Annotated in this window: 14 protein-coding genes; 7 read left to right on the forward strand and 7 right to left on the reverse strand. The window is 70.8% G+C overall.

All coding sequences use genetic code 11. The features are described from left to right. The first annotated feature begins 8 nt into the window (after positions 1 to 8). Positions 9 to 182, forward strand: coding sequence for a hypothetical protein (locus EAO71_RS37625; RefSeq protein WP_187282634.1), 174 nt, complete (start codon positions 9 to 11; stop codon positions 180 to 182). An 81-nt stretch (positions 183 to 263) separates the two neighbouring features. Here the strand turns inward: EAO71_RS37625 and dnaE are convergent, their stop codons facing one another. Beyond that, positions 264 to 3,803, reverse strand: coding sequence for a DNA polymerase III subunit alpha (dnaE, locus tag EAO71_RS11200; RefSeq protein WP_147977584.1), 3,540 nt, complete (start codon positions 3,801 to 3,803; stop codon positions 264 to 266). 237 nt (positions 3,804 to 4,040) lie between these two features. On the opposite strand from dnaE, the gene EAO71_RS11205 reads away from it, so the two are divergent. From EAO71_RS11205 to EAO71_RS11225, 5 genes are all read left to right on the forward strand, one after another. Next, complete coding sequence (locus EAO71_RS11205) at positions 4,041 to 5,363, forward strand: DUF2252 domain-containing protein (protein WP_147977585.1); 1,323 nt, start codon at positions 4,041 to 4,043, stop codon at positions 5,361 to 5,363. A 62-nt stretch (positions 5,364 to 5,425) separates the two neighbouring features. Further along, positions 5,426 to 6,112 carry a hypothetical protein gene (locus EAO71_RS11210; RefSeq protein ID WP_147977586.1) on the forward strand — a complete coding sequence of 229 codons (687 nt, stop codon included), beginning with the start codon at positions 5,426 to 5,428 and terminating at the stop codon, positions 6,110 to 6,112. Between the two features lie 45 nt (positions 6,113 to 6,157). Beyond that, positions 6,158 to 6,973, forward strand: coding sequence for a DsbA family protein (locus EAO71_RS11215; RefSeq protein WP_147977587.1), 816 nt, complete (start codon positions 6,158 to 6,160; stop codon positions 6,971 to 6,973). 141 nt (positions 6,974 to 7,114) lie between these two features. Beyond that, complete coding sequence (locus EAO71_RS11220; protein WP_147977588.1) at positions 7,115 to 8,764, forward strand: alkaline phosphatase D family protein; 1,650 nt, start codon at positions 7,115 to 7,117, stop codon at positions 8,762 to 8,764. 326 nt (positions 8,765 to 9,090) lie between these two features. Continuing rightward, entirely contained in the window at positions 9,091 to 10,065 is a 975-nt protein-coding gene (locus tag EAO71_RS11225) for a zinc metalloprotease (RefSeq protein WP_261992096.1), read from the forward strand. A 93-nt stretch (positions 10,066 to 10,158) separates the two neighbouring features. Here EAO71_RS11225 and EAO71_RS11230 read toward each other — a convergent pair whose 3' ends face one another. The 6 genes from EAO71_RS11230 to EAO71_RS11255 form a co-directional block, all read right to left on the reverse strand. Further along, a complete protein-coding gene (locus EAO71_RS11230) occupies positions 10,159 to 10,728 on the reverse strand; it encodes a dienelactone hydrolase family protein (protein WP_147977589.1) in 570 nt (189 codons plus the stop codon). Positions 10,729 to 10,751: 23 nt separating this feature from the next. Then, a complete protein-coding gene (locus EAO71_RS11235) occupies positions 10,752 to 12,338 on the reverse strand; it encodes a Na+/H+ antiporter (RefSeq protein WP_147977590.1) in 1,587 nt (528 codons plus the stop codon). Between the two features lie 256 nt (positions 12,339 to 12,594). Then, complete coding sequence (locus EAO71_RS11240) at positions 12,595 to 13,068, reverse strand: GNAT family N-acetyltransferase (RefSeq protein WP_147977591.1); 474 nt, start codon at positions 13,066 to 13,068, stop codon at positions 12,595 to 12,597. Next, positions 13,065 to 14,006, reverse strand: a complete 942-nt coding sequence (locus EAO71_RS11245) for an RluA family pseudouridine synthase (RefSeq protein ID WP_147977592.1) — start codon at positions 14,004 to 14,006, stop codon at positions 13,065 to 13,067. The genes EAO71_RS11240 and EAO71_RS11245 overlap by 4 nt, the downstream gene beginning before the upstream one ends. A gap of 41 nt (positions 14,007 to 14,047) precedes the next feature. Beyond that, positions 14,048 to 14,614, reverse strand: coding sequence for a signal peptidase II (lspA, locus tag EAO71_RS11250; RefSeq protein WP_147977593.1), 567 nt, complete (start codon positions 14,612 to 14,614; stop codon positions 14,048 to 14,050). A 62-nt stretch (positions 14,615 to 14,676) separates the two neighbouring features. After that, the gene (locus EAO71_RS11255) at positions 14,677 to 15,543 is read right to left on the reverse strand and encodes a TraR/DksA family transcriptional regulator (RefSeq protein WP_147977594.1); all 867 of its coding nucleotides are present in this window, start codon (positions 15,541 to 15,543) and stop codon (positions 14,677 to 14,679) included. A 667-nt stretch (positions 15,544 to 16,210) separates the two neighbouring features. On the opposite strand from EAO71_RS11255, the gene ileS reads away from it, so the two are divergent. Next, the gene (ileS, locus tag EAO71_RS11265) at positions 16,211 to 19,387 is read left to right on the forward strand and encodes an isoleucine--tRNA ligase (RefSeq protein ID WP_147977595.1); all 3,177 of its coding nucleotides are present in this window, start codon (positions 16,211 to 16,213) and stop codon (positions 19,385 to 19,387) included. Positions 19,388 to 19,669: the final 282 nt, after the last annotated feature.

The raw sequence follows: 19,669 nt of genomic DNA on the forward strand, positions 1-19,669 counted from the left end.
GCATCACCATGGCCAAGAATCGCAAGCAGAATCGCAGTCAGCAGCCGCAGTCCCAGGCCGAGCGCGGCGCCCAGCAGGCGCAGCAGTCCTCGATGGAGTCGCAGGCGGAGCAGCGCGCCTCGCAGGTGACTCCCGGCGACATGGCCCGCAAGGGGCGGCAGAAGCGCTTCGGTCACAACTGATCGACCGCAGGCACCGGAAGGGGCGCACCCGTGACGACGGGCGCGCCCCTTCCGGTGTCCGCGTGCGGGAGCTGACCGGCGCTATCCGGCCAGGCAGGACGGGCCGAGGAGCACCTTCAGGTCGCCGAAGAGCGCCGGATCGGGCTGCACCCGGTGCCGGTCGAGCCGCAGCACGGTGGTCGTCCGCGGGCCCTGGAGCTTGATCCGGACCTCGGTGTTGCCCTTGTGGTGTCCGAGGATCTCGCCGAGCCTGCTGATCATCGGCGGGGTGACCTTCACCGTCGGGATGGTGAGGATCACCGGCGCGTTGGTGCCGGCGTTGGACAGGTCGGGGACCATCAGCTCCATCGCGACCAGCCGCGGCACGTCCTCCCGCTTGTCGAGGCGGCCCTTCACGAAGACGACCGTGTCCTCGACCAGCTGGGTGGAGACCAGCTGGTAGGTGGCCGGGAAGAACATGCACTCGATCGAGCCGGCCAGGTCCTCGACGGTGGCGATGGCCCAGGCGTTGCCCTGCTTGGTCATCTTGCGCTGGAGGCCGGAGATGATGCCGCCGATGGTGACGACCGCGCCGTCGCTGTGCTCGCCGCCGGTGAGCTGGGAGATCGCCGCGTCCGTCTTGTCGGACAGCACGTGCTCGATGCCGAAGAGCGGGTGGTCGGAGACGTAGAGGCCGAGCATCTCGCGCTCCTGGGCGAGCAGGTACGACTTCTCCCACTCGACGTCGGAGAAGACCACGTCGAGGCCGAAGCCGGGCTCGTCGCTCGCCTCGTCGCCCATCCCGCCGAAGAGGTCGAACTGTCCCTCGGCCTCCTTGCGCTTGACGGCCACCACGTTGTCGATCATGGGTTCGTGGTGGGCGACCAGGCCCTTGCGGGTGTGGCCCATCTCGTCGAAGGCGCCGGCCTTGATCAGCGACTCGATGGTCCGCTTGTTGCAGACGACGGCCTCGACCTTGTCGAGGAAGTCGGGGAAGGAGCTGTACTTCCCCTTCGCCTTGCGCGACTTGATGATCGACTCGACGACGTTGGTGCCGACGTTGCGGACGGCGGACAGGCCGAAGAGGATCACGTCGTCGCCCTGCGCGGCGAAGTTCGACTCGGACTCGTTGACGTTGGGCGGCAGCACCTTGATGCCCATGCGCCGGCACTCGTTCAGGTAGACGGCCGACTTGTCCTTGTCGTCCTTGACCGAGGTCAGCAGACCCGCCATGTACTCGGCGGGGTGGTTCGCCTTGAGGTAGGCGGTCCAGTAGGAGACCAGGCCGTACGCGGCGGAGTGCGCCTTGTTGAAGGCGTAGCCGGCGAACGGGACCAGGACGTCCCACAGGCTCTGGATCGCCTCGTCGCTGTAGCCCTTGTCCCGGGCGCCCTTCTGGAAGAGGACGAAGTTCTTCGCCAGCTCCTCGGGCTTCTTCTTGCCCATCACGCGGCGGAGGATGTCGGCCTCGCCGAGCGAGTACCCGGCGATGATCTGGGCGGCCTTCTGCACCTGCTCCTGGTAGACGATCAGGCCGTAGGTGACCGCGAGCACCTCTTCGAGGGGCTTCTCCAGCTCCGGGTGGATCGGGGTGATCTCCTGCTGCTTGTTCTTGCGCAGGGCGTAGTTCGTGTGCGAGTTCATGCCCATCGGGCCCGGCCGGTACAGGGCGGACACGGCGGAGATGTCTTCGAAGTTGTCGGGCTTCATCAGCCGCAGCAGCGAGCGCATGGGCCCGCCGTCGAACTGGAAGACGCCGAGGGTGTCACCGCGCTGGAGGAGCTCGAAGGTCTTCGGGTCGTCCAGCGGCAGGGCCAGCAGGTCGAGGTCGATGCCCTTGTTGGCCTTCACCATCTTGACGGCGTCGTCCATGATGGTCAGGTTCCGCAGGCCCAGGAAGTCCATCTTCAGCAGGCCGAGCGACTCGCACTGCGGATAGTCCCACTGGGTGATGGTCACGCCGTCGGTGTGGCGCACCCAGATCGGGGCGTGGTCGACGATGGGCTCGCTGGACATGATCACGCCGGCCGCGTGCACGCCCATCTGCCGGACCAGGCCCTCGACGCCGCGGGCGGTGTCGATGACCTTCTTCACGTCCGGCTCGTTCTCGTACATCGCCCGGATCTCGCCGGCCTCGCTGTAGCGCGGGTGCGAGGGGTCGGTGATGCCGTTGAGGTCGATGCCCTTGCCGAGGACGTCGGCGGGCATGGCCTTGGTGAGCCGGTCGCCCATGGCGTACGGGTAGCCGAGGACGCGGGCGGAGTCCTTGATCGCGTTCTTGGCCTTGATCTTGCCGTACGTGCCGATCATGGCGACCTTGTCGGCGCCGTACTTCTCCGTCACGTAGCGGATCACCTCGACGCGCCGGCGCTCGTCGAAGTCGATGTCGACGTCGGGCATCGAGATGCGCTCGGGGTTGAGGAAGCGCTCGAAGATCAGGCCGTGCGGGATGGGGTCGAGGTCGGTGATGCCCATGGCGTACGCGACGATCGAACCGGCCGCGGAACCTCGGCCGGGGCCGACCGCGATGCCCTGCTTCTTCGCCCACATGATGAAGTCGGCGACGACGAGGAAGTAGCCCGGGAAGCCCATCGAGATGATGGTGTCCATCTCGTACTCGACCTGCTTCATGCGGTCGTCCGGGATGCCTCCCGGGAAGCGGCGGTGCATGCCGCGCATGGTCTCCTCGCGGAACCAGGTGACCTCGGTGTAGCCGTCCGGGATGTCGAACTTCGGCATGAGGTTCTTGGCCTCGAACATGCCGCTGGTGTCGATCTGCTCGGCGACCAGGAGCGTGTTGGCGCAGCCCTCCTGCCAGGCGTCCGAGGAGTCGATGGCGTACATCTCGTCCGTGGACTTCAGGTAGTAGCCGGTGCCGTCGAACTTGAAGCGGTCCGGGTCGGAGAGGTTCTTGCCGGTCTGGATGCAGAGCAGGGCGTCGTGCGCGCCGGCCTCGTGCGCGTAGGTGTAGTGCGAGTCGTTGGTGACCAGCGGCGGGATGCCGAGCTTCTTGCCGATCTCCAGGAGGCCGTCGCGGACCCGGTGCTCGATCTCGATGCCGTGGTCCATCAGCTCCAGGAAGTACCGGTCCTTGCCGAAGATGTCCTGGTACTCGGAGGCGGCCTTCAGGGCCTCGTCGAACTGGCCGAGGCGCAGCCTGGTCTGGAGCTCGCCGGAGGGGCAGCCGGTGGAGGCGATCAGGCCCTCGGACCACTTCGAGATGGTCTCCTTGTCCATCCGCGGCCACTTCTGGAGCCAGCCCTCGGCGTAGGCGTCGGAGGACAGCTTGAAGAGGTTGTGCAGCCCGGTGGCGTTCGCCGCCCAGATCGTCTTGTGGGTGTAACCGCCGGAACCGGAGACGTCGTCGCGCTTCTGGTGGGGCTGGCCCCACTGGACCTTCCGCTTGTTGCGCCGGGACTCCGGGGCGACGTACGCCTCGATGCCGATGATCGGCGTCACACCGGACTTCTTCGCCGTGTGGAAGAAGTCGTAGGCCCCGTGGAGGTTGCCGTGGTCGGACATCGCGATGTGCGTCATGCCCATCTCGTTGCACGCGTTGAACATGTCCTTCAGCCGCGCGGCACCGTCCAGCAGCGAGTACTGGGTGTGGACGTGGAGGTGCGTGAAGGGCGGCTTGGTCACGGCGGGAGGCCTCCGGAAAAGTCTGCGTCGCGGAGCGCCTCGTACGGGGTGGCGGTCGGGCGACGGGTGGCGATGGCAGGCTGCGGACAGTCTGGGGGGACAGCGTGGAAGTCTACGTCTCCGGAGTGACCGTCGCCGGGCACTCGGGGGTACGGTCACGCGTTGAGAGACACGGAACACCCGTCCGTTTTGTCACGCACCATTTTGCGCCACGTCCCGTACCAGGAGGCACCCTCGATGTCGGTCCCCCAGCCCGCCGCCGCACGCGGCGAGCAGATCCTCGGCGTCTTCGACAGCGCCTTCGGCGAGCTCCTGGCGGCCGACCCCGCGGCGTTCCGGGTCAAGTTCCGGAAGATGGCCGGCTCGGCCTTCGCCTTCTACCGGGGCACGGCGTGCCTGTTCTACTTCGACCTCGCGGGCGAGCGGCACGGCGGCCCGTACCTGGACGAGCGCACCGGCCGGGTCTGGATCCACGGCGACCTGCACGCCGAGAACTTCGGCACGTACATGGACGCCACGGGCCGGCTGATCTTCAACGTCAACGACTTCGACGAGGCCTACGTCGGCCCCTTCACCTGGGACCTGAAGCGCCTGGCCGCCTCCCTCGCGCTGATCGGCTACACCAAGGCGCTCAGCGACGACCAGATCACCGAGCTGGTCCGGATCTACGCGGCCGCCTACCGCGAGCGGATCCACTCGCTGTCGACCGGTGCCAAGCACGACGAGGTGCCGCCCTTCACGCTGGACACGGCCGAGGGCCCGCTCCTGCGCGCGCTGCGCGACGCCCGGTCCCTGACCCGGTTCGCGCTGCTCGACTCGATGACGGAGATCCGCGACTTCGAGCGCCGCTTCTCGGCGGGCGGCGGCGCGATCGAGCTGGACGCGGCCACCCGCTACAAGGTCCTGGCGGCCTTCGACGGCTACCTGGAGACCCTGCCCGAGGCCAGCCTGGCCCGCCCCGACTCGTACCGCGTCAAGGACGTCGTCGGGCGGCGCGGGATCGGCATCGGTTCGGCGGGCCTGCCCTCGTACAACATCCTGCTGGAGGGCAACAGCGACGCCCTGGAGAACGACGTCGTGATCTACATGAAGCAGGCGCAGACCCCGGCGGTCTCCCGCCATGTGACGGACGCGGCCGTGCAGGAGTACTTCCAGCACGAGGGGCACCGCACCGTGATCTCGCAGCGGGCGCTCCAGGCGCACGCGGACCCGTGGCTGGGCTGGACGGAGCTGGACGGCGCCGGGCAGCTGGTCGCGGAGGTCTCGCCGTACGCGGTGGACCTGGACTGGTCGGACATCGACGACCCGGAGGAGATCGCGGCGACCGTGGCGGACCTGGGCCGGGCGACGGCGACGATGCACGCGGCGGCGGACGACTCGAGCGGCCACTCGCTGGTGCCGTTCTCCACCGAGCGGGCCATCGACGCGGCGATCGCCGCCGACGAGGAGGGGTTCGCGGAGCTCCTGGTGGACTTCGCGCACAGCTACGGGGCCCGGGCGCGCGCCGACCACCAGATCTTCGTGGACCTCTTCCGCAACGGCCGGATCCCCGGCCTCTGACCCGGTTCACAGGCTCCCCTTAGGGGGGTCATACACGAGGACGTGGCACACTCTCCAGCGCGATGGACATCTCAGGGACGCGGCTCAGGATGCTGCGGGCGGCGCTCTTCACGGCACTGGTCGTGACGCTGTCCGCCGGCTCCCACGTGCTGCTGTCCCGGGCCCCGCTGCCGCTGGTGACCGTGGGCCTGATCTCGGCCGGCGTGTTCGCCGTGGCGTACGCGCTGGCGGGCCGCGAGCGCGGCTTCGGTGCGATCGCGGGTCTGCTGGTCCCGCTGGAGCTGGCCGCCGACACGGTCTTCACCACCGGGCAGGCGGTCTGTTACGGACCGGCCGGCGGGCCCGTCGCCGGTTCGCTGCGGGCGGTCGGCGTGGACGTGCTCTGCGGCGGCTCCGTGGGCGGCCCGCTGCCCGGGGTGGCCGCTCCCGAGAGCGGCGGTGTGGCGGCCCTGCTGCACACCCCCGATCCGGCCCTGCCGTGGCTGCTGCTGGCCGCCCACGTGGCGGTCGGACTGGGCGCGGCGATGTGGCTGCGGCACGGCGAGCGGGCACTGGCCCGGCTGGTCGGCGCGGTGGCGGCCTTCGCGTCCCGGCCGCTCCTGCTGGTGGCCGCGTTCCTCGGCTCGCCCCGCCCGGCCCGTGGACGCGGTGGGCTCCCCTCGGACCGGCCGCGCCGGTCCCGTACGCGTCTCCTCGTGCACTCCGTCGGACGGCGGGGACCGCCGTGCCCGGGCTTCGCCCTCGCCTGAGCACCAGTCCCCCTTTTTCTTTCCTCACACCGACGGAGATCCATCATGAGCGCACGCAACAACCAGGCGAACAAGGCCGCCGCCCGCGAACGGCTGCGCATCGAGCGCGAACGCCAGGCGAAGAAGGACAAGGCCCGCCGCCAGGTGATCGTCGGCGTGTCGGCCGTCGCCCTGCTGGCCGTCGCCGGCGGCGTCGGCTACCTCGTCGTCCAGGCCGGCAAGCCCGGGCAGTGGGAGGCCGCCAAGGACGCGAAGAACGTCACGGCTCCCCGGAACACCGAGGGCGCGAACGGCACCACGGTCGTGATCGGCAAGCCCGAGGCGAAGAAGACCCTGGAGCTGTACGAGGACTCGCGCTGCCCGGTGTGCGCGACCTTCGAGCAGCAGGTCGGCGCCGTGGTCGAGAAGGACGTCGCGGACGGCAAGTACAAGGTCAAGTACGTCGGCGCCACCTTCATCGACAACGCCGCGCAGGGCGAGGGCTCGAAGAACGCCCTGTCGGCGCTCGGCGCCGCGCTCGACGTGAGCCCCGAGGCCTTCCTGAAGTACAAGTCCGCCCTCTACTCCACGCAGTTCCACCCGGAGGAGACCCAGGACAAGTTCGCCAAGGACTCCTACCTCCTGGAGGTGGCGGACTCGGTGCCCGCGCTGAAGGGCAACGCGCAGTTCAAGAAGAACGTGGAGGACGGCACCTTCGACGCCTGGGCGATGAAGATGTCCGCGGCGTTCGACGCGAGCGGTGTGAAGGGCACGCCGACGCTGAAGATGGACGGCAAGGCGCTGACCGTCGAGGGCAGCGAGAACCCGCCGCTGACGGCGGACCAGTTCAACACGGCGATCACCGCGGCCCTCAAGGGCTGAGGGGTGGGCCGCCGCTCCGGGGCMKGCCCCGGAGCGTGGTGACACGGGCGGGGACCGCAGGACGGCACGGTGTCGACGGGCAGGCGAACTTTCCGGTTTTCGCCTGCCCGTTCGGCGTACCGGCCAGTAATCTGACTGCCCGTGACCAGTCGTTTCATACCCTCCGCCCCCACCCGCCGTACGGTCGTGAAGGCCGCCGCCGTCACGGCCGTCGCCGCACCGGCGCTGGTGGGCGCCGCCTCTCCCGCTCTCGCGGAGACCGAGGCCCCCGCATTCCTCCACGGCGTCGCCTCCGGCGACCCGCTGCCCGACGGCGTCCTGCTCTGGACGCGCGTCACCCCCGTCGCCGACGCCGTGCCCGGTTCCGGCAGGGGCCCGGACGTCGCGGTCGACTGGGAGGTCGCCGAGGACCGCGCCTTCGCACGGACCGTGGCCCGGGGAACGGCCACCGCGACCGCCGCCTCCGACCACACCGTCAAGGCCGACGTCCGGGGGCTGCGCCCCGCGACCGCCTACCACTTCCGCTTCACGGCCGGCGGGACCGTCTCCCCGGTCGGCCGCACCCGCACCACCCCGGCGGCCGAGGCCGCCACACCCGGCGTCCGCTTCGGCGTGGTCTCCTGCGCCAACTGGGAGTCCGGCTACTTCTCCGCCTACCGTCACCTCGCCGCCCGCGCGGACCTGGACGCCGTCCTGCACCTCGGCGACTACATCTACGAGTACGCCAGCGGCGGCTATCCGGAGGCGAAGTACGTCGTCCGTCCGCACGAGCCGCGGCACGAGATCGTCTCGCTGTCCGACTACCGCACCCGGCACGGGAAGTACAAGACGGACGCGGACCTGCAGGCGCTGCACGCCGCCCACCCGGTCGTCGCGATCTGGGACGACCACGAGTTCGCCAACGACGCCTGGTCGGGCGGCGCGGAGAACCACACACCGGGCGCCGAGGGCGCCTGGGCGGACCGGGTCGCCGCCGCCAAGCAGGCGTACTTCGAGTGGATGCCGGTCCGCGCGTCGACGGAGGGCACCGTCTACCGGCGGCTGCGCTTCGGCAAGCTGGCCGATCTGCACCTGCTCGACCTGCGTTCCTTCCGCTCCCAGCAGGCCGGGGTCGGCAGCGGGGCGGTCGACGACCCGGAGCGCACCCTGACCGGCCGCGCCCAGCTGGACTGGCTGAAGTCCGGTCTGGCGGGCTCGGACGCCCGGTGGAAGCTCGTCGGCACCTCCGTGATGATCTCGCCGGTGGCCTTCGGCTCCCTGCCCGCGCACCTGCTCGGCCCGCTCGCGGAGCTGATGGGGCTGCCGAAGGAGGGCCTCGCGGTCAACGTCGACCAGTGGGACGGCTACACGGACGACCGCCGGGAGCTGCTGAACCACCTGGCTCAGCGATCGGTGCAGAACACCGTCTTCCTGACCGGTGACATCCACATGGCCTGGGCCAACGACGTGCCGGTGAAGGCGGCGACGTACCCGCTGTCGCAGTCGGCGGCGACCGAGTTCGTGGTGACGTCGGTGACCTCCGACAACCTCGACGACATCCTCCACGTCGCGCCGGGCACGGTGTCGGTGGTGGCCGCCGGGGCGATCAAGGCCGCCAACCGCCACGTGAAGTGGGTGGACATGGACCACCACGGCTACGGCGTGCTCGACGTGACCGCCGAGCAGGCGCAGATGGACTACTACACGGTCTCCGACAAGTCCCGTGCGGACGCGACGGCCGCCTGGGCGCGCTCCTATCGGACGGCCACCGGAACGCAGCGTGTCGAGCGGGTGTACCAGCCGGTGCGCTGACACTTCGTCATGGTCGATTTTCGGCCATGATCCGCATTGTTAACGGGAGATCACATCATCACGGCGGGTGGTGGGTTCGGACGATCGAATCCGGACACACCATCCGTCTCCGCCTCCCCACTCATTACGCCTCTGTCTCAAACTCCGGAAGCCACACAAGTTTTTCTTCCCGTTGCCCCGAAATGCACCACGAATGATTGGGCTTGATCAATGCTCATCAACGGCTGACATGGACCCGTAATCTCCCCGCGATGGCGAGGAAGTCCCTCTCCACCACCCCCCGCGAGGAGTCACCAGTGCGTGCTCTTGTCCGTATATCGCCGCGCATGTCACGTCGTATGCTCGGCACTGCCGTGATGGCCGGAACCCTGGCCCTGGCGCCGCTTTCCGCCCCTTCGGCCTCCCCCCTCACCACCTCCGCCGCCGGCACGTCCGCCACGGACTGCGCGGACGGTTCGGGCGCCGTCTCCAGCGCCCGCAAGGCGAAGGGCGGCACCACCCACGCCGCCGAGCCCAACGAGGTCACCGCCGCCCAGGCCAAGGCCATGGACGCGGACCTGAACAACAGACTGTCCAAGATCCGGTCGTCCGGCCGCAGCTCCGCCGCCGCCTCCGCCGCGGCCGTGGTGAACATCCCGGTCTACTTCCACGTCATCCACAGCGGCACGACCGGCAAGCTCAGCTCCACCGCGATCAACAACCAGATGGCCGTCCTCAACGCCGCGTACGCGGGCCAGGGCACCGGCAACGTGAACACCAACTTCCAGTTCACCCTGGCCGGAACCGACTACACGGACAACGCCACCTGGTACAACCTGTCCTCGGGCTCGACCGCCGAGAAGCAGATGAAGCAGACCCTCCGCAAGGGCGGCGCGGGCGCGCTGAACTTCTACACCGCCAACCTCGGCGGCGGCCTGCTGGGCTGGGCGACCTTCCCGTCCTCGTACACCTCCAGCCCGTCCATGGACGGTGTGGTCGTGCTCGACGCCTCGCTGCCGGGCGGTTCCGCCGCCAACTACAACGAGGGCGACACCGCCACCCACGAGGTCGGCCACTGGATGGGGCTGTACCACACGTTCCAGGGCGGCTGCAACGGAGCCGGCGACTCGGTGAGCGACACCCCGGCCGAGAAGAGCCCGGCCTACGAGTGCCCGACCGGCCGCGACAGCTGCGCGTCCAAGGCGGGTGTGGACCCCATCCACAACTTCATGGACTACACCTACGACGCGTGCATGTACCAGTTCACCGCGGGCCAGGTCGCGCGGATGAGCAGCGCCTGGACCGCGTACCGCGCAGGCTGAACGTTCCTCCACTGAGGAGCCGGGCACTCTGAGGCCCGGCAACCGGGGAAGGGCGCGGCGGGAGAGCCCCCGCCGCGCCCTTCTTCCGTCGGATCAGAGGCTCTCGACGAAGCCCAGGGCCAGCGTCCAGGTCTCCTCGGCGGCGGTCTCGTCCCAGTCCGGGAGCTCCGGGTCGGTGTACAGGTGGCCGGCGCCCGGATAGCGGTAGATCTCGACGTCGGCACCGATCCGCCGCATCTGCAGGTACCAGGACGTCAGCCAGTCGTGCGACTCGAACGGGTCGGGATCGGCCACGTGGAGCTGGACCGGCAGGTCGTCGACCGTCGCGTTCGGGGCGATGTCCGAGGTGCCGTGGAGCATCAGCAGCCCGCGCGCCCGCTCGTCGCCGAGGGCGAGCGTCTGCGCGACCGAGGCGCCGAAGGAGAAGCCCGCGTAGACGAGGCCGCGCTCGGAGTACGGGGCCGCGGCGAGGATCGCCCGCCGCAGCAGCTCGTCCTTGCCGATCTTCTCCTTGAGCTCCGTCCCCTCCTCGACGGTCTCCGCGGTCCGCCCCTCGAAGAGATCGGGCACGTGCACCTCGTGCCCGGCGGCCCGCAGCCGCTCGGCCGCGGCCTCCACCGCCGGGCGCAGACCGTAGACCGAGTGGAAAAACATGATGTCCATGCGGTCATCCTCCCTCACGGCGGCTACTTCAGACTGCGCACGTCCAGGCGGCGCAGCACCCGGTCCACCACCTCGGGGTCGGCGCCCGGCTCGTTCCGGGCCGACAGCACCTCGTGCCGCGCGGCCGACATCATCTCCCGCTGGATCCGCTGGACCGCCTTGACCCGTCCGGCCCGCTCGGCGAAGGCGGCCCGCCGCTCCTCGTCCAGCATGTCCGGGCTGATGCGCGCCCCGATGTCGAACGCCCCGCGCAGGAGCCGTTCCTGGACCTCCTCGGGCAGGTCCTCCAGGTCCTCGATGTCCTTCAGCCGGCGCCGCGCCGCCTTCGCCGCCCGGATGGCGAGGTTCCGCTCCAGTTCCCGTTCGGCGTCGGTGTCGGCCCGCACCCCGAGCCGCCTCACCAGCCAGGGCAGGGTGAGGCCCTGGATGACGAGGGTGGCGATGATCACGCAGAAGGCGATGAAGACGATCTGGTCGCGGCCGGGGAAGGGCGCGCCGTCGTCCGTGCGCAGCGGGATGGCGAGCGCCAGCGCCACCGAGGCCACACCCCGCATCCCGGCCCACCACATGACGACGGTCTCCCGCCAGCTCATGGGGACCTCCTCGTCGTAGTCCCGCCGGGTGTGCAGCCGCTTGGCCAGCCAGGTCGCGGGAAGCAGCCACACCAGCCGGACGGCGACGACGACACCGGCCACCGCCGCACCCCAGCCGATCATCTCGCCGAGGTGCCCCTCGGCGGTCCCGAAGACGACGTGGAGCTCCAGCCCGATGAGTCCGAAGGCGATGCCCGCGACGAGCGTGTCGACGATCTCCCAGAAGGTCTGCCCGGCGAGCCGCCCCACGACGTCGTCGGCGTCGGTCGTGTGGTGCGCGAGGTAGAGGGCCACCACGAGGACGGCGAGGACGCCGGAGCCGTGCAGCTCCTCGGCGAGCACGTACGACACGAAGGGGACGAGGAGGGTGAGCCCGGTCTGCAGCGTGGCCTCGCCGAGCAGGGCCATGAGCTTGTTGCTGATCCAGCCCAGCGCGAGGCCGACCGCGACGGCCACGACGGCGGAGAGGACGAGTTCGGCGCTCGCCTCCTCCCAGGAGAAGGAACCGCCGACCGCCGCGCCGATGGCCACGTGGTAGAGGACGATCGCGGTCACGTCGTTGAAGAGGCCCTCGCCCTCCAGGATCGACACGAGGCGGCGCGGCAGCCCGAGGGAGCCGGCGACGGCGGTCGCGGCGACCGGGTCGGGCGGCGCGACGAGCGCGCCGAGGGCCACGGCGGCGGCGAGGGGGAGACCGGGGACGAGGGCGCCCGCCACGGCGGCGACGGCGGCCGTGGTGACGAAGACGAGGGCGACGGCGAGCAGGAAGATGGGCCGCCTGTTCGCCGCGAACTGGCGCCAGGACGTGCGCTGCACGGACGCGTAGAGGAGCGGCGGGAGGACCAGCGGCAGGATGAACTCGGGCGGGATGTCGACGTTCGGCACGAACGGCAGGAAGGCCAGCACGATCCCGATCAGGGTCATCAGGACCGGAGCCGGCAGCCCCAGCCGCTCCCCCAGCGGCACGGTGAGCAGCGCGCCGAGCAACAGCAGGAACAACAGGGCCAATTGGTCCACGGTGAGCCCTCCGCCTTCCGGCGCGTCGACGATCAGGGTCCCAACCCTGCCACGAACGCACCGAATCGGGCCAAAACACCGTGGGCGCGACGCCGCCGGACGACCGCTGCCGGCGGCGGGAGGAGCCGGACGGCGTGGACCGGCCGGGACGCCGTGCCGGTCAGGCCCCGACGGGCCGCCGGTGCCGGCCGCGGAAAAGCGCGGACGACCGCGCGCGGCGCGGCCGTCGGGGGCGGCCCCCAGGGGCCGCCGGACCTCAGATCGAGCGGCGCATCGCCCGGTGCGCGATGCCCGCGTCCGGGAACTCGGGTCCGTAGGCCGCGTAGCCGAGGCGCTCGTAGAAGCCGAGGGCGTGCGTCTGGGCGTGCAGGTCGACGGCCGTCAGGCCGCGCTCACGCGCCGCGTCCTCGATCGCGCGCACCAGGGCCGCGCCGACGCCGAGGCCCCGGGCCGCCTTGGTGACGGCGAGCCGCCCCAGGGAGCCCACCGCCGCGTCGCCGCCGGTCTTGCCCGCCGCGTCCGCGCCGTGCAGCAGCCGGCCGGTGCCGAGCGGCAGGCCGTCGTCGCGGATCGCCAGCACGTGCACGGCCGTCTCGTCGTAGGAGTCGTACTCGATCTCCTGCGGGACCCGCTGCTCGACGACGAAGACGTCCTTGCGGACCGCGAAGCATGCCGCGCGGTCGTCCGGCTCGACGGCCTCCCGTACCGAGAAGCCCGCGCCGGCGCTCACTGGCTCTCCGCCGCGATCCGGTCGAGCGCCTGCTGGAGGTCCGCCGGGTAGGTGGACGAGAACTCGACCCACCGGCCGTCCTCCGGGTGCTCGAAGCCGAGCCGCACGGCGTGCAGCCACTGCCGGGTCAGGCCGAGCCGCTTGGCCATCGTCGGGTCCGCGCCGTAGGTGAGGTCGCCGACGCACGGGTGGCGGTGGGCCGACATGTGCACCCGGATCTGGTGCGTGCGGCCCGTCTCCAGCTTGATGTCGAGCAGCGAGGCGGCGCGGTACGCCTCGATCAGGTCGTAGTGGGTGACGGACGCCTTGCCGTCGGCGGTCACCGCCCACTTGTAGTCGTGGTTCGGGTGCCGGCCGATCGGCGCGTCGATCGTGCCGCTCATCGGGTCCGGGTGCCCCTGCACCAGCGCGTGGTAGCGCTTGTCGACGACCCGCTCCTTGAACTGGGCCTTGAGCAGCGTGTACGCCCGCTCCGACTTCGCGACGACCATCAGGCCGGAGGTGCCGACGTCGAGCCGGTGCACGATCCCCTGGCGCTCGGCGGCGCCGGAGGTGGAGATGCGGTAGCCCGCGGCCGCCAGGCCGCCGATCACGGTCGTGCCGGTCCAGCCGGGGCTCGGGTGCGCGGCGACGCCGACGGGCTTCATGATCACGACGATGTCGTCGTCGTCGTGGACGATCTCCATGCCCTCGACGGGCTCGGCCACGATCTGGACGGGCGCGGGCGCGCCGGGCATCTCGACCTCGAGCCAAGCGCCGCCGCTGACCCGCTCGGACTTGCCGACGACGGAGCCGTCGACCTGGACCTTCCCGGCGGCGGCGAGCTCGGCCGCCTTCGTACGGGAGAACCCGAACATTCGGGCGATGGCGGCGTCGACGCGCTCGCCCTCAAGGCCATCGGGAACGGGCAGGGTGCGGATCTCGGGACTCGTACTCACCCGTCGAGTATGCAGGACGCCGCCGGTGACCGGTTCCGGCCTCAGTCCTTGTGGACGGTCCCGTCCGGGTCGAGACCGCGGAAGGAGAGGATCACGATCAGGAAGCCGCCGCACACGATCGCCGAGTCCGCAAGGTTGAAGACGGCGAAGTGGGCGGGCGCGATGAAGTCGACCACCGCGCCCTCGAAGACGCCCGGGGAGCGGAAGATCCGGTCGGTGAGGTTGCCCAGCGCACCGCCGAGCAGCAGGCCGAGGGCGATGGCCCACGCGGTGCTGTAGAGCTTCCGGGCCAGCCGGATGATCACGACGATCACCACCGCCGCGATGCAGGTGAAGATGATCGTGAAGGCCTCACCCATGCCGAACGCGGCGCCGGGGTTGCGGATCGCGTCGAACTTCAGCAGGTCGCCGACGACCCGGATCGGCTCGTGGCCCTCAAGCCTGGCGACGACCAGCATCTTGCTGCCGAGGTCGACGAGGTACGCGAAGAGCGCCACCACGAGCAGCGCGACGACCTTCCGCCTGCCCTTCGGCAGCTCGGCGGGGGCCGCCGCCTCGTCGGCCCCTGCTGAATCCGGCGTACCGATGATGCGCTCCGCCTCTGTCACGTGAGTCCCTCAACCTAGGTGCCTGACTGTGCACGAGGGTACGGCACGGCCGCGCGGCACCGTCAGCCGCGGCGCTCCTGCTTCTGCTTGTCCTCGACGCACAGGGTGGCCCGCGGGAACGCCTGCATCCGCGCCTTGCCGATGGGCTTGCCGCAGACCTCGCAGAGGCCGTAGGTGCCCGCGTCGAGCCGTTCCAGGGCGTGCTCGGACTGCTCCAGCATCTCCCGGGCGTTCGCGGCCAGCGCCAGCTCGTGCTCGCGCGTGATGTTCTTCGTGCCGGTGTCGGCCTGGTCGTCCCCCGCGCCGTCGCCGGAGTCCCTCATCAGACCGGTGAGCTCCTGCTGGGAGTGGAGCAGCTCGGACCGGAGTCTGAGCACCTCGCTCTCCAGCTCGGCACGGGCCTCGGCGACCTCCTCGGGCGTCCACGGCTCCTCGCCGGGACGCACGGCGAGCTCGCCGGCGCGGGCCTGGGGCACCGCGGCCCCGTCCTCGGCCGTCGTCACGCCACCCGCGGTCTTCTTCGCTGCCACCGTCCTGGCTCCTGTCTTCTCCACCCGTGCCGCGGACGCGGCCTTCTTCCTGACTGCGGTCTTCCTGGCCGGTGCCTTCCGGGCGGCGGCCTTCCTCACCGGGGTACCGTCCGTCCCCGCCTCCGGCACGGCCCCGTCCGCCACGGCGTCGGAGGCGGCGGCGTCGGACGCGGCGGCCCGCTTCGCCCCCGTCCGCTTGGCGGCGGTCTTCTTCGCCGTCTTCCTCCCGGTGGTGCTCCCCGTGGTCGCGGTCGTGGTCGTGCTCTTGCGGGCCGGGGCCGCCGTGCCCGCCTTCGTGGCGGCCGTGGACTTCTTGCCGTTCACGTCCTTGACCGCCCCGTCCGCACCGGCGGCGCCGGCGGCCGAGGTCTTCTTCGCGGCGGTCTTCTTCGCCACCATGTCGCGGCCCCTTCACATTTTGTGATCTTGCTCGCGAATCGTGCTGGGACGATAAATCGGCCCAGGGTCCGCGGCAACGGGGCTCGCCTCCGCGCCCCGTCCGCACCGGCGGCGCCGGCGGCCGAGGTCTTCTTCGCGGCGGTCTTCTTCGCCACCATGTCGCGGCCCCTTCACATTTTGTGATCTTGCTCGCGAATCGTGCTGGGACGATAAATCGGCCCAGGGTCCGCGGCAACGGGGCTCGCCTCCGCCTGCGTTGTGCCCAGCTCCCCGGCCGGTAATCACGCCGCCCCCTCCCCCACATGGGCGCACCCGAAGTCCGTGCCCCCGGTGTGGCCATTCGGGTCACCGGAAAACCGGTCTGCCACCCCGCTCCGGGGCCCGTACACTGGGCCCAGCGAAAGGCTTGGATGGGGACGAGTAGCGTCGTACGCAGCCATGAGCGACCCGGGGACGGTGAGAGCCCGGGGGCCAGCCCGATGTGAAGCATCACCCCGGAGCCGCCGGAAGAAAGCCGTGAGGCGAGTAGACCCGGCATCGCGACCCCAATGAGGGGGCCACGGGCGCACACCCGGGGCCAAGGAGGGTGGTACCGCGGGAAGCGCGCAGCACGGCGCTCTCGTCCCTCCGGACGGAAACGAAGCAGTCCGCCGGAGGAGCTCACCCCATGACGCCGCCGCAATACCGCCAGGTGCCCGCCCAGGTCGACCTGCCCGCGCTCGAGCACGCCGTTCTCGACTTCTGGCGCGAGAGCAAGGTCTTCGCCAAGACCCTGGAGCAGTCCGAGGGCCGCCCCGAGTGGGTGTTCTACGAGGGCCCGCCGACCGCCAACGGCATGCCCGGCGCCCACCACATCGAGGCCCGCGTCTTCAAGGACGTCTTCCCCCGCTTCCGGACCATGCGCGGCTACCACGTGGCCCGCAAGGCCGGCTGGGACTGCCACGGGCTGCCCGTCGAGCTCGCCGTCGAGAAGGAACTCGGCTTCGCCGGCAAGAAGGACATCGAGGCGTACGGCATCGCGGCCTTCAACGACAAGTGCCGCGAGTCGGTGACCCGCCACACCGACGCCTTCGCCGAGCTCACGACCCGCATGGGCTACTGGGTCGACCTCGACGACGCGTACCGGACCATGGACCCCGAGTACATCGAGTCGGTCTGGTGGTCGCTGAAGCAGATCTTCGACAAGGGCCTGCTCGTCCAGGACCACCGTGTCGCCCCCTGGTGCCCGCGCTGCGGCACCGGCCTCTCGGACCACGAGCTGGCGCAGGGCTACGAGACGGTCGTCGACCCGTCCGTCTTCGTCCGCTTCCCGCTGACCTCCGGTCCGCTGGCCGGCCGGGCGGCGCTCCTGGTCTGGACGACGACCCCCTGGACCCTGGTGTCCAACACGGCGGTCGCGGCCCACCCCGAGGTGACCTACGTCGTCGCCACGGACGGCGAGGAGCAGCTGGTCGTCGCCGAGCCGCTGGTCGAGAAGGCCCTCGGCGAGGGCTGGGTGACCACCGGCGAGACCTTCACCGGCGCCGAGATGGAGCGCTGGACGTACCAGCGCCCCTTCGAGCTGGTCGAGTTCCCGAGCGTCGGCGAGGGAACCGACGGGGACCGTCCGAGCGAGGCGCACTTCGTCGTCAACGCCGAGTACGTGACCACCGAGGACGGCACGGGTCTGGTGCACCAGTCCCCCGCCTTCGGTGAGGACGACCTCAAGGTCTGCCGGTCCTACGGCCTGCCGGTCGTGAACCCGGTCCGCCCCGACGGCACCTTCGAGGAGGACCTGCCGCTGGTCGGCGGCGTCTTCTTCAAGAAGGCCGACGAGGCCCTCACAGCGGACCTGGACGCGCGCGGCCTGCTCTTCCGGCACGTCCCGTACGAGCACAGCTACCCGCACTGCTGGCGCTGCCACACGGCGCTGCTCTACTACGCGCAGCCGTCCTGGTACATCCGCACCACGGCCGTCAAGGACCGTCTCCTCCAGGAGAACGAGAAGACGAACTGGTTCCCGGACACCGTCAAGCACGGCCGCTTCGGCGACTGGCTGAGCAACAACATCGACTGGGCGCTCTCCCGCAACCGCTACTGGGGCACCCCGCTGCCGATCTGGCGCTGCGAGGAGGGCCACCTCACCTGCGTCGGTTCCCGCGAGGAGCTCTCGCGGCTGACCGGCACGGACCAGTCGTCCCTTGACCCGCACCGCCCGTACATCGACGACGTCACGTTCGCCTGCGGTCACGAGGGCTGCTCGGCCGAGGCGACGCGCGTCCCGGAGGTCATCGACGCCTGGTACGACTCGGGCTCGATGCCGTTCGCGCAGTACGGGTACCCGTACAAGAACAAGGAGCTGTTCGAGAGCCGGTACCCGGCGCAGTTCATCTCCGAGGCCATCGACCAGACGCGCGGCTGGTTCTACACGCTGATGGCGGTCGGCACGCTGGTCTTCGACAAGTCCTCGTACGAGAACGTGGTCTGCCTGGGCCACATCCTCGCCGAGGACGGCCGCAAGATGTCCAAGCACCTCGGCAACACCCTGGACCCGATCCCGCTGATGGACCGGCACGGCGCGGACGCGGTGCGCTGGTTCATGGCGGCCGGCGGCTCCCCGTGGGCGGCCCGCCGGGTCGGCCACGGCACCATCCAGGAGGTCGTGCGCAAGACCCTGCTGACCTACTGGAACACGGTCGCCTTCCAGGCGCTGTACGCCCGTACGTCCGGCTGGGCCCCGTCCGCGGCCGACCCGGCGCCTGCCGACCGCACGGTCCTGGACCGCTGGCTGCTGAGCGAGCTGAACGCACTGGTGGACCAGGTGACGGAGGCGCTGGAGTCCTACGACACCCAGCGCGCGGGCAAGCTGGTCTCCACCTTCGTCGACGACCTGTCGAACTGGTACGTGCGGCGTTCGCGCCGCCGGTTCTGGCAGGGCGACGCGGCGGCGCTGCGCACCCTGCACGACGTGATCGAGACGGTCACCCGCCTGATGGCCCCGCTGACGCCGTTCATCACCGAGCGGGTCTGGCAGGACCTGGTGGTCCCCGTGACGCCCGACGCCCCCGAGTCCGTCCACCTCTCGACCTGGCCGGAGGCGGACCTCACGGCCGTCGATCCGGAGCTGTCCCGGCAGATGCTTCTGGTGCGGCGCCTGGTGGAGCTGGGCCGGGCGACGCGGGCGGAGTCCGGCGTCAAGACCCGTCAGCCGCTCTCCCGCGCCCTGGTGGCCGCGAACGGCTTCGCGGCGCTCTCCGACGAGCTGCGGGCGCAGATCACGGAGGAGCTGAACGTCTCCTCGCTGGCGTCGCTCAGCGAGGTCGGCGGCTCGCTGGTCGACACGACGGCGAAGGCGAACTTCCGGGCCCTGGGCAAGCGCTTCGGCAAGGGCGTCCAGGACGTGGCGAAGGCGGTCGCGGCGGCGGACGCGGCGGCGCTGTCGCTGGCGCTGCGCTCCGGTGAGGCGACGCTCGAGGTCAACGGTGAGACGATCACGGTCGGCCCCGAGGAGATCATCATCACGGAGACCCCGCGGGAGGGCTGGTCGGTCGCCTCGGACTCCGGCGCGACGGTCGCCCTGGACCTGGAGATCACTCCGGAGCTCCGGCGGGCGGGCCTGGCGCGTGACGCGATCCGCCTGATCCAGGAGGCCCGCAAGAACAGCGGCCTGGACGTGGCGGACCGGATCGCCCTGCGCTGGACGTCGGACTCCGCGGAGACGGCGGAGGCGCTGACGGCGCACGCGGACCTGATCGCGGACGAGGTCCTCGCGACGGACCACGCCCGGGGCGAGGCGGACGCCACCTTCGGCGCCCCGTTCACGGACGAGTCCCTGTCCCTGACGTTCCGCCTCCGCAAGGCGTAGCCGCTCCGTCAGAGGCCCGGCACCCCTCGGTGGGTGCCGGGCCTCCGGCGTGCGGGGCCGGGGGCGCGAAGCGCGGGCGGGCCGCCGGGCCGTGTCTCCGGGTGCGCGGGGCGCGCGACGGCGGATCCGCGGGGTGGCTCGGCCCTCCGTCGGCGAGAACCCGCCACTCCGCGGCCCGCGAGGCCCCGGCCGGGCTCCCGGGGCCTCGCGGGCCGCGGAATAGTTCAGGGGCCCGGCGCGAGGCCCCTGAACGGGGCTCCAGGGGCGTGCACCGTCCCCCGG

Origin of the sequence: Streptomyces sp. MS191 (assembly GCF_008042125.1) — a bacterium.
GTDB lineage: Bacteria > Actinomycetota > Actinomycetes > Streptomycetales > Streptomycetaceae > Streptomyces.

What these genes read in the sequence shown, in the direction of transcription:
- EAO71_RS37625 (WP_187282634.1), top strand. Translation starts at nt 9, where the DNA reads ATGGCCAAGAATCGCAAGCAGAATCGCAGTCAGCAGCCGCAGTCCCAG.
- EAO71_RS11205 (WP_147977585.1), top strand. Translation starts at nt 4,041, where the DNA reads ATGTCGGTCCCCCAGCCCGCCGCCGCACGCGGCGAGCAGATCCTCGGC.
- EAO71_RS11210 (WP_147977586.1), top strand. Translation starts at nt 5,426, where the DNA reads ATGGACATCTCAGGGACGCGGCTCAGGATGCTGCGGGCGGCGCTCTTC.
- EAO71_RS11215 (WP_147977587.1), top strand. Translation starts at nt 6,158, where the DNA reads ATGAGCGCACGCAACAACCAGGCGAACAAGGCCGCCGCCCGCGAACGG.
- EAO71_RS11225 (WP_261992096.1), top strand. Translation starts at nt 9,091, where the DNA reads ATGTCACGTCGTATGCTCGGCACTGCCGTGATGGCCGGAACCCTGGCC.
- EAO71_RS11230 (WP_147977589.1), bottom strand. Translation starts at nt 10,728, where the DNA reads ATGGACATCATGTTTTTCCACTCGGTCTACGGTCTGCGCCCGGCGGTG.
- EAO71_RS11255 (WP_147977594.1), bottom strand. Translation starts at nt 15,543, where the DNA reads ATGGTGGCGAAGAAGACCGCCGCGAAGAAGACCTCGGCCGCCGGCGCC.
- ileS (WP_147977595.1), top strand. Translation starts at nt 16,211, where the DNA reads ATGACGCCGCCGCAATACCGCCAGGTGCCCGCCCAGGTCGACCTGCCC.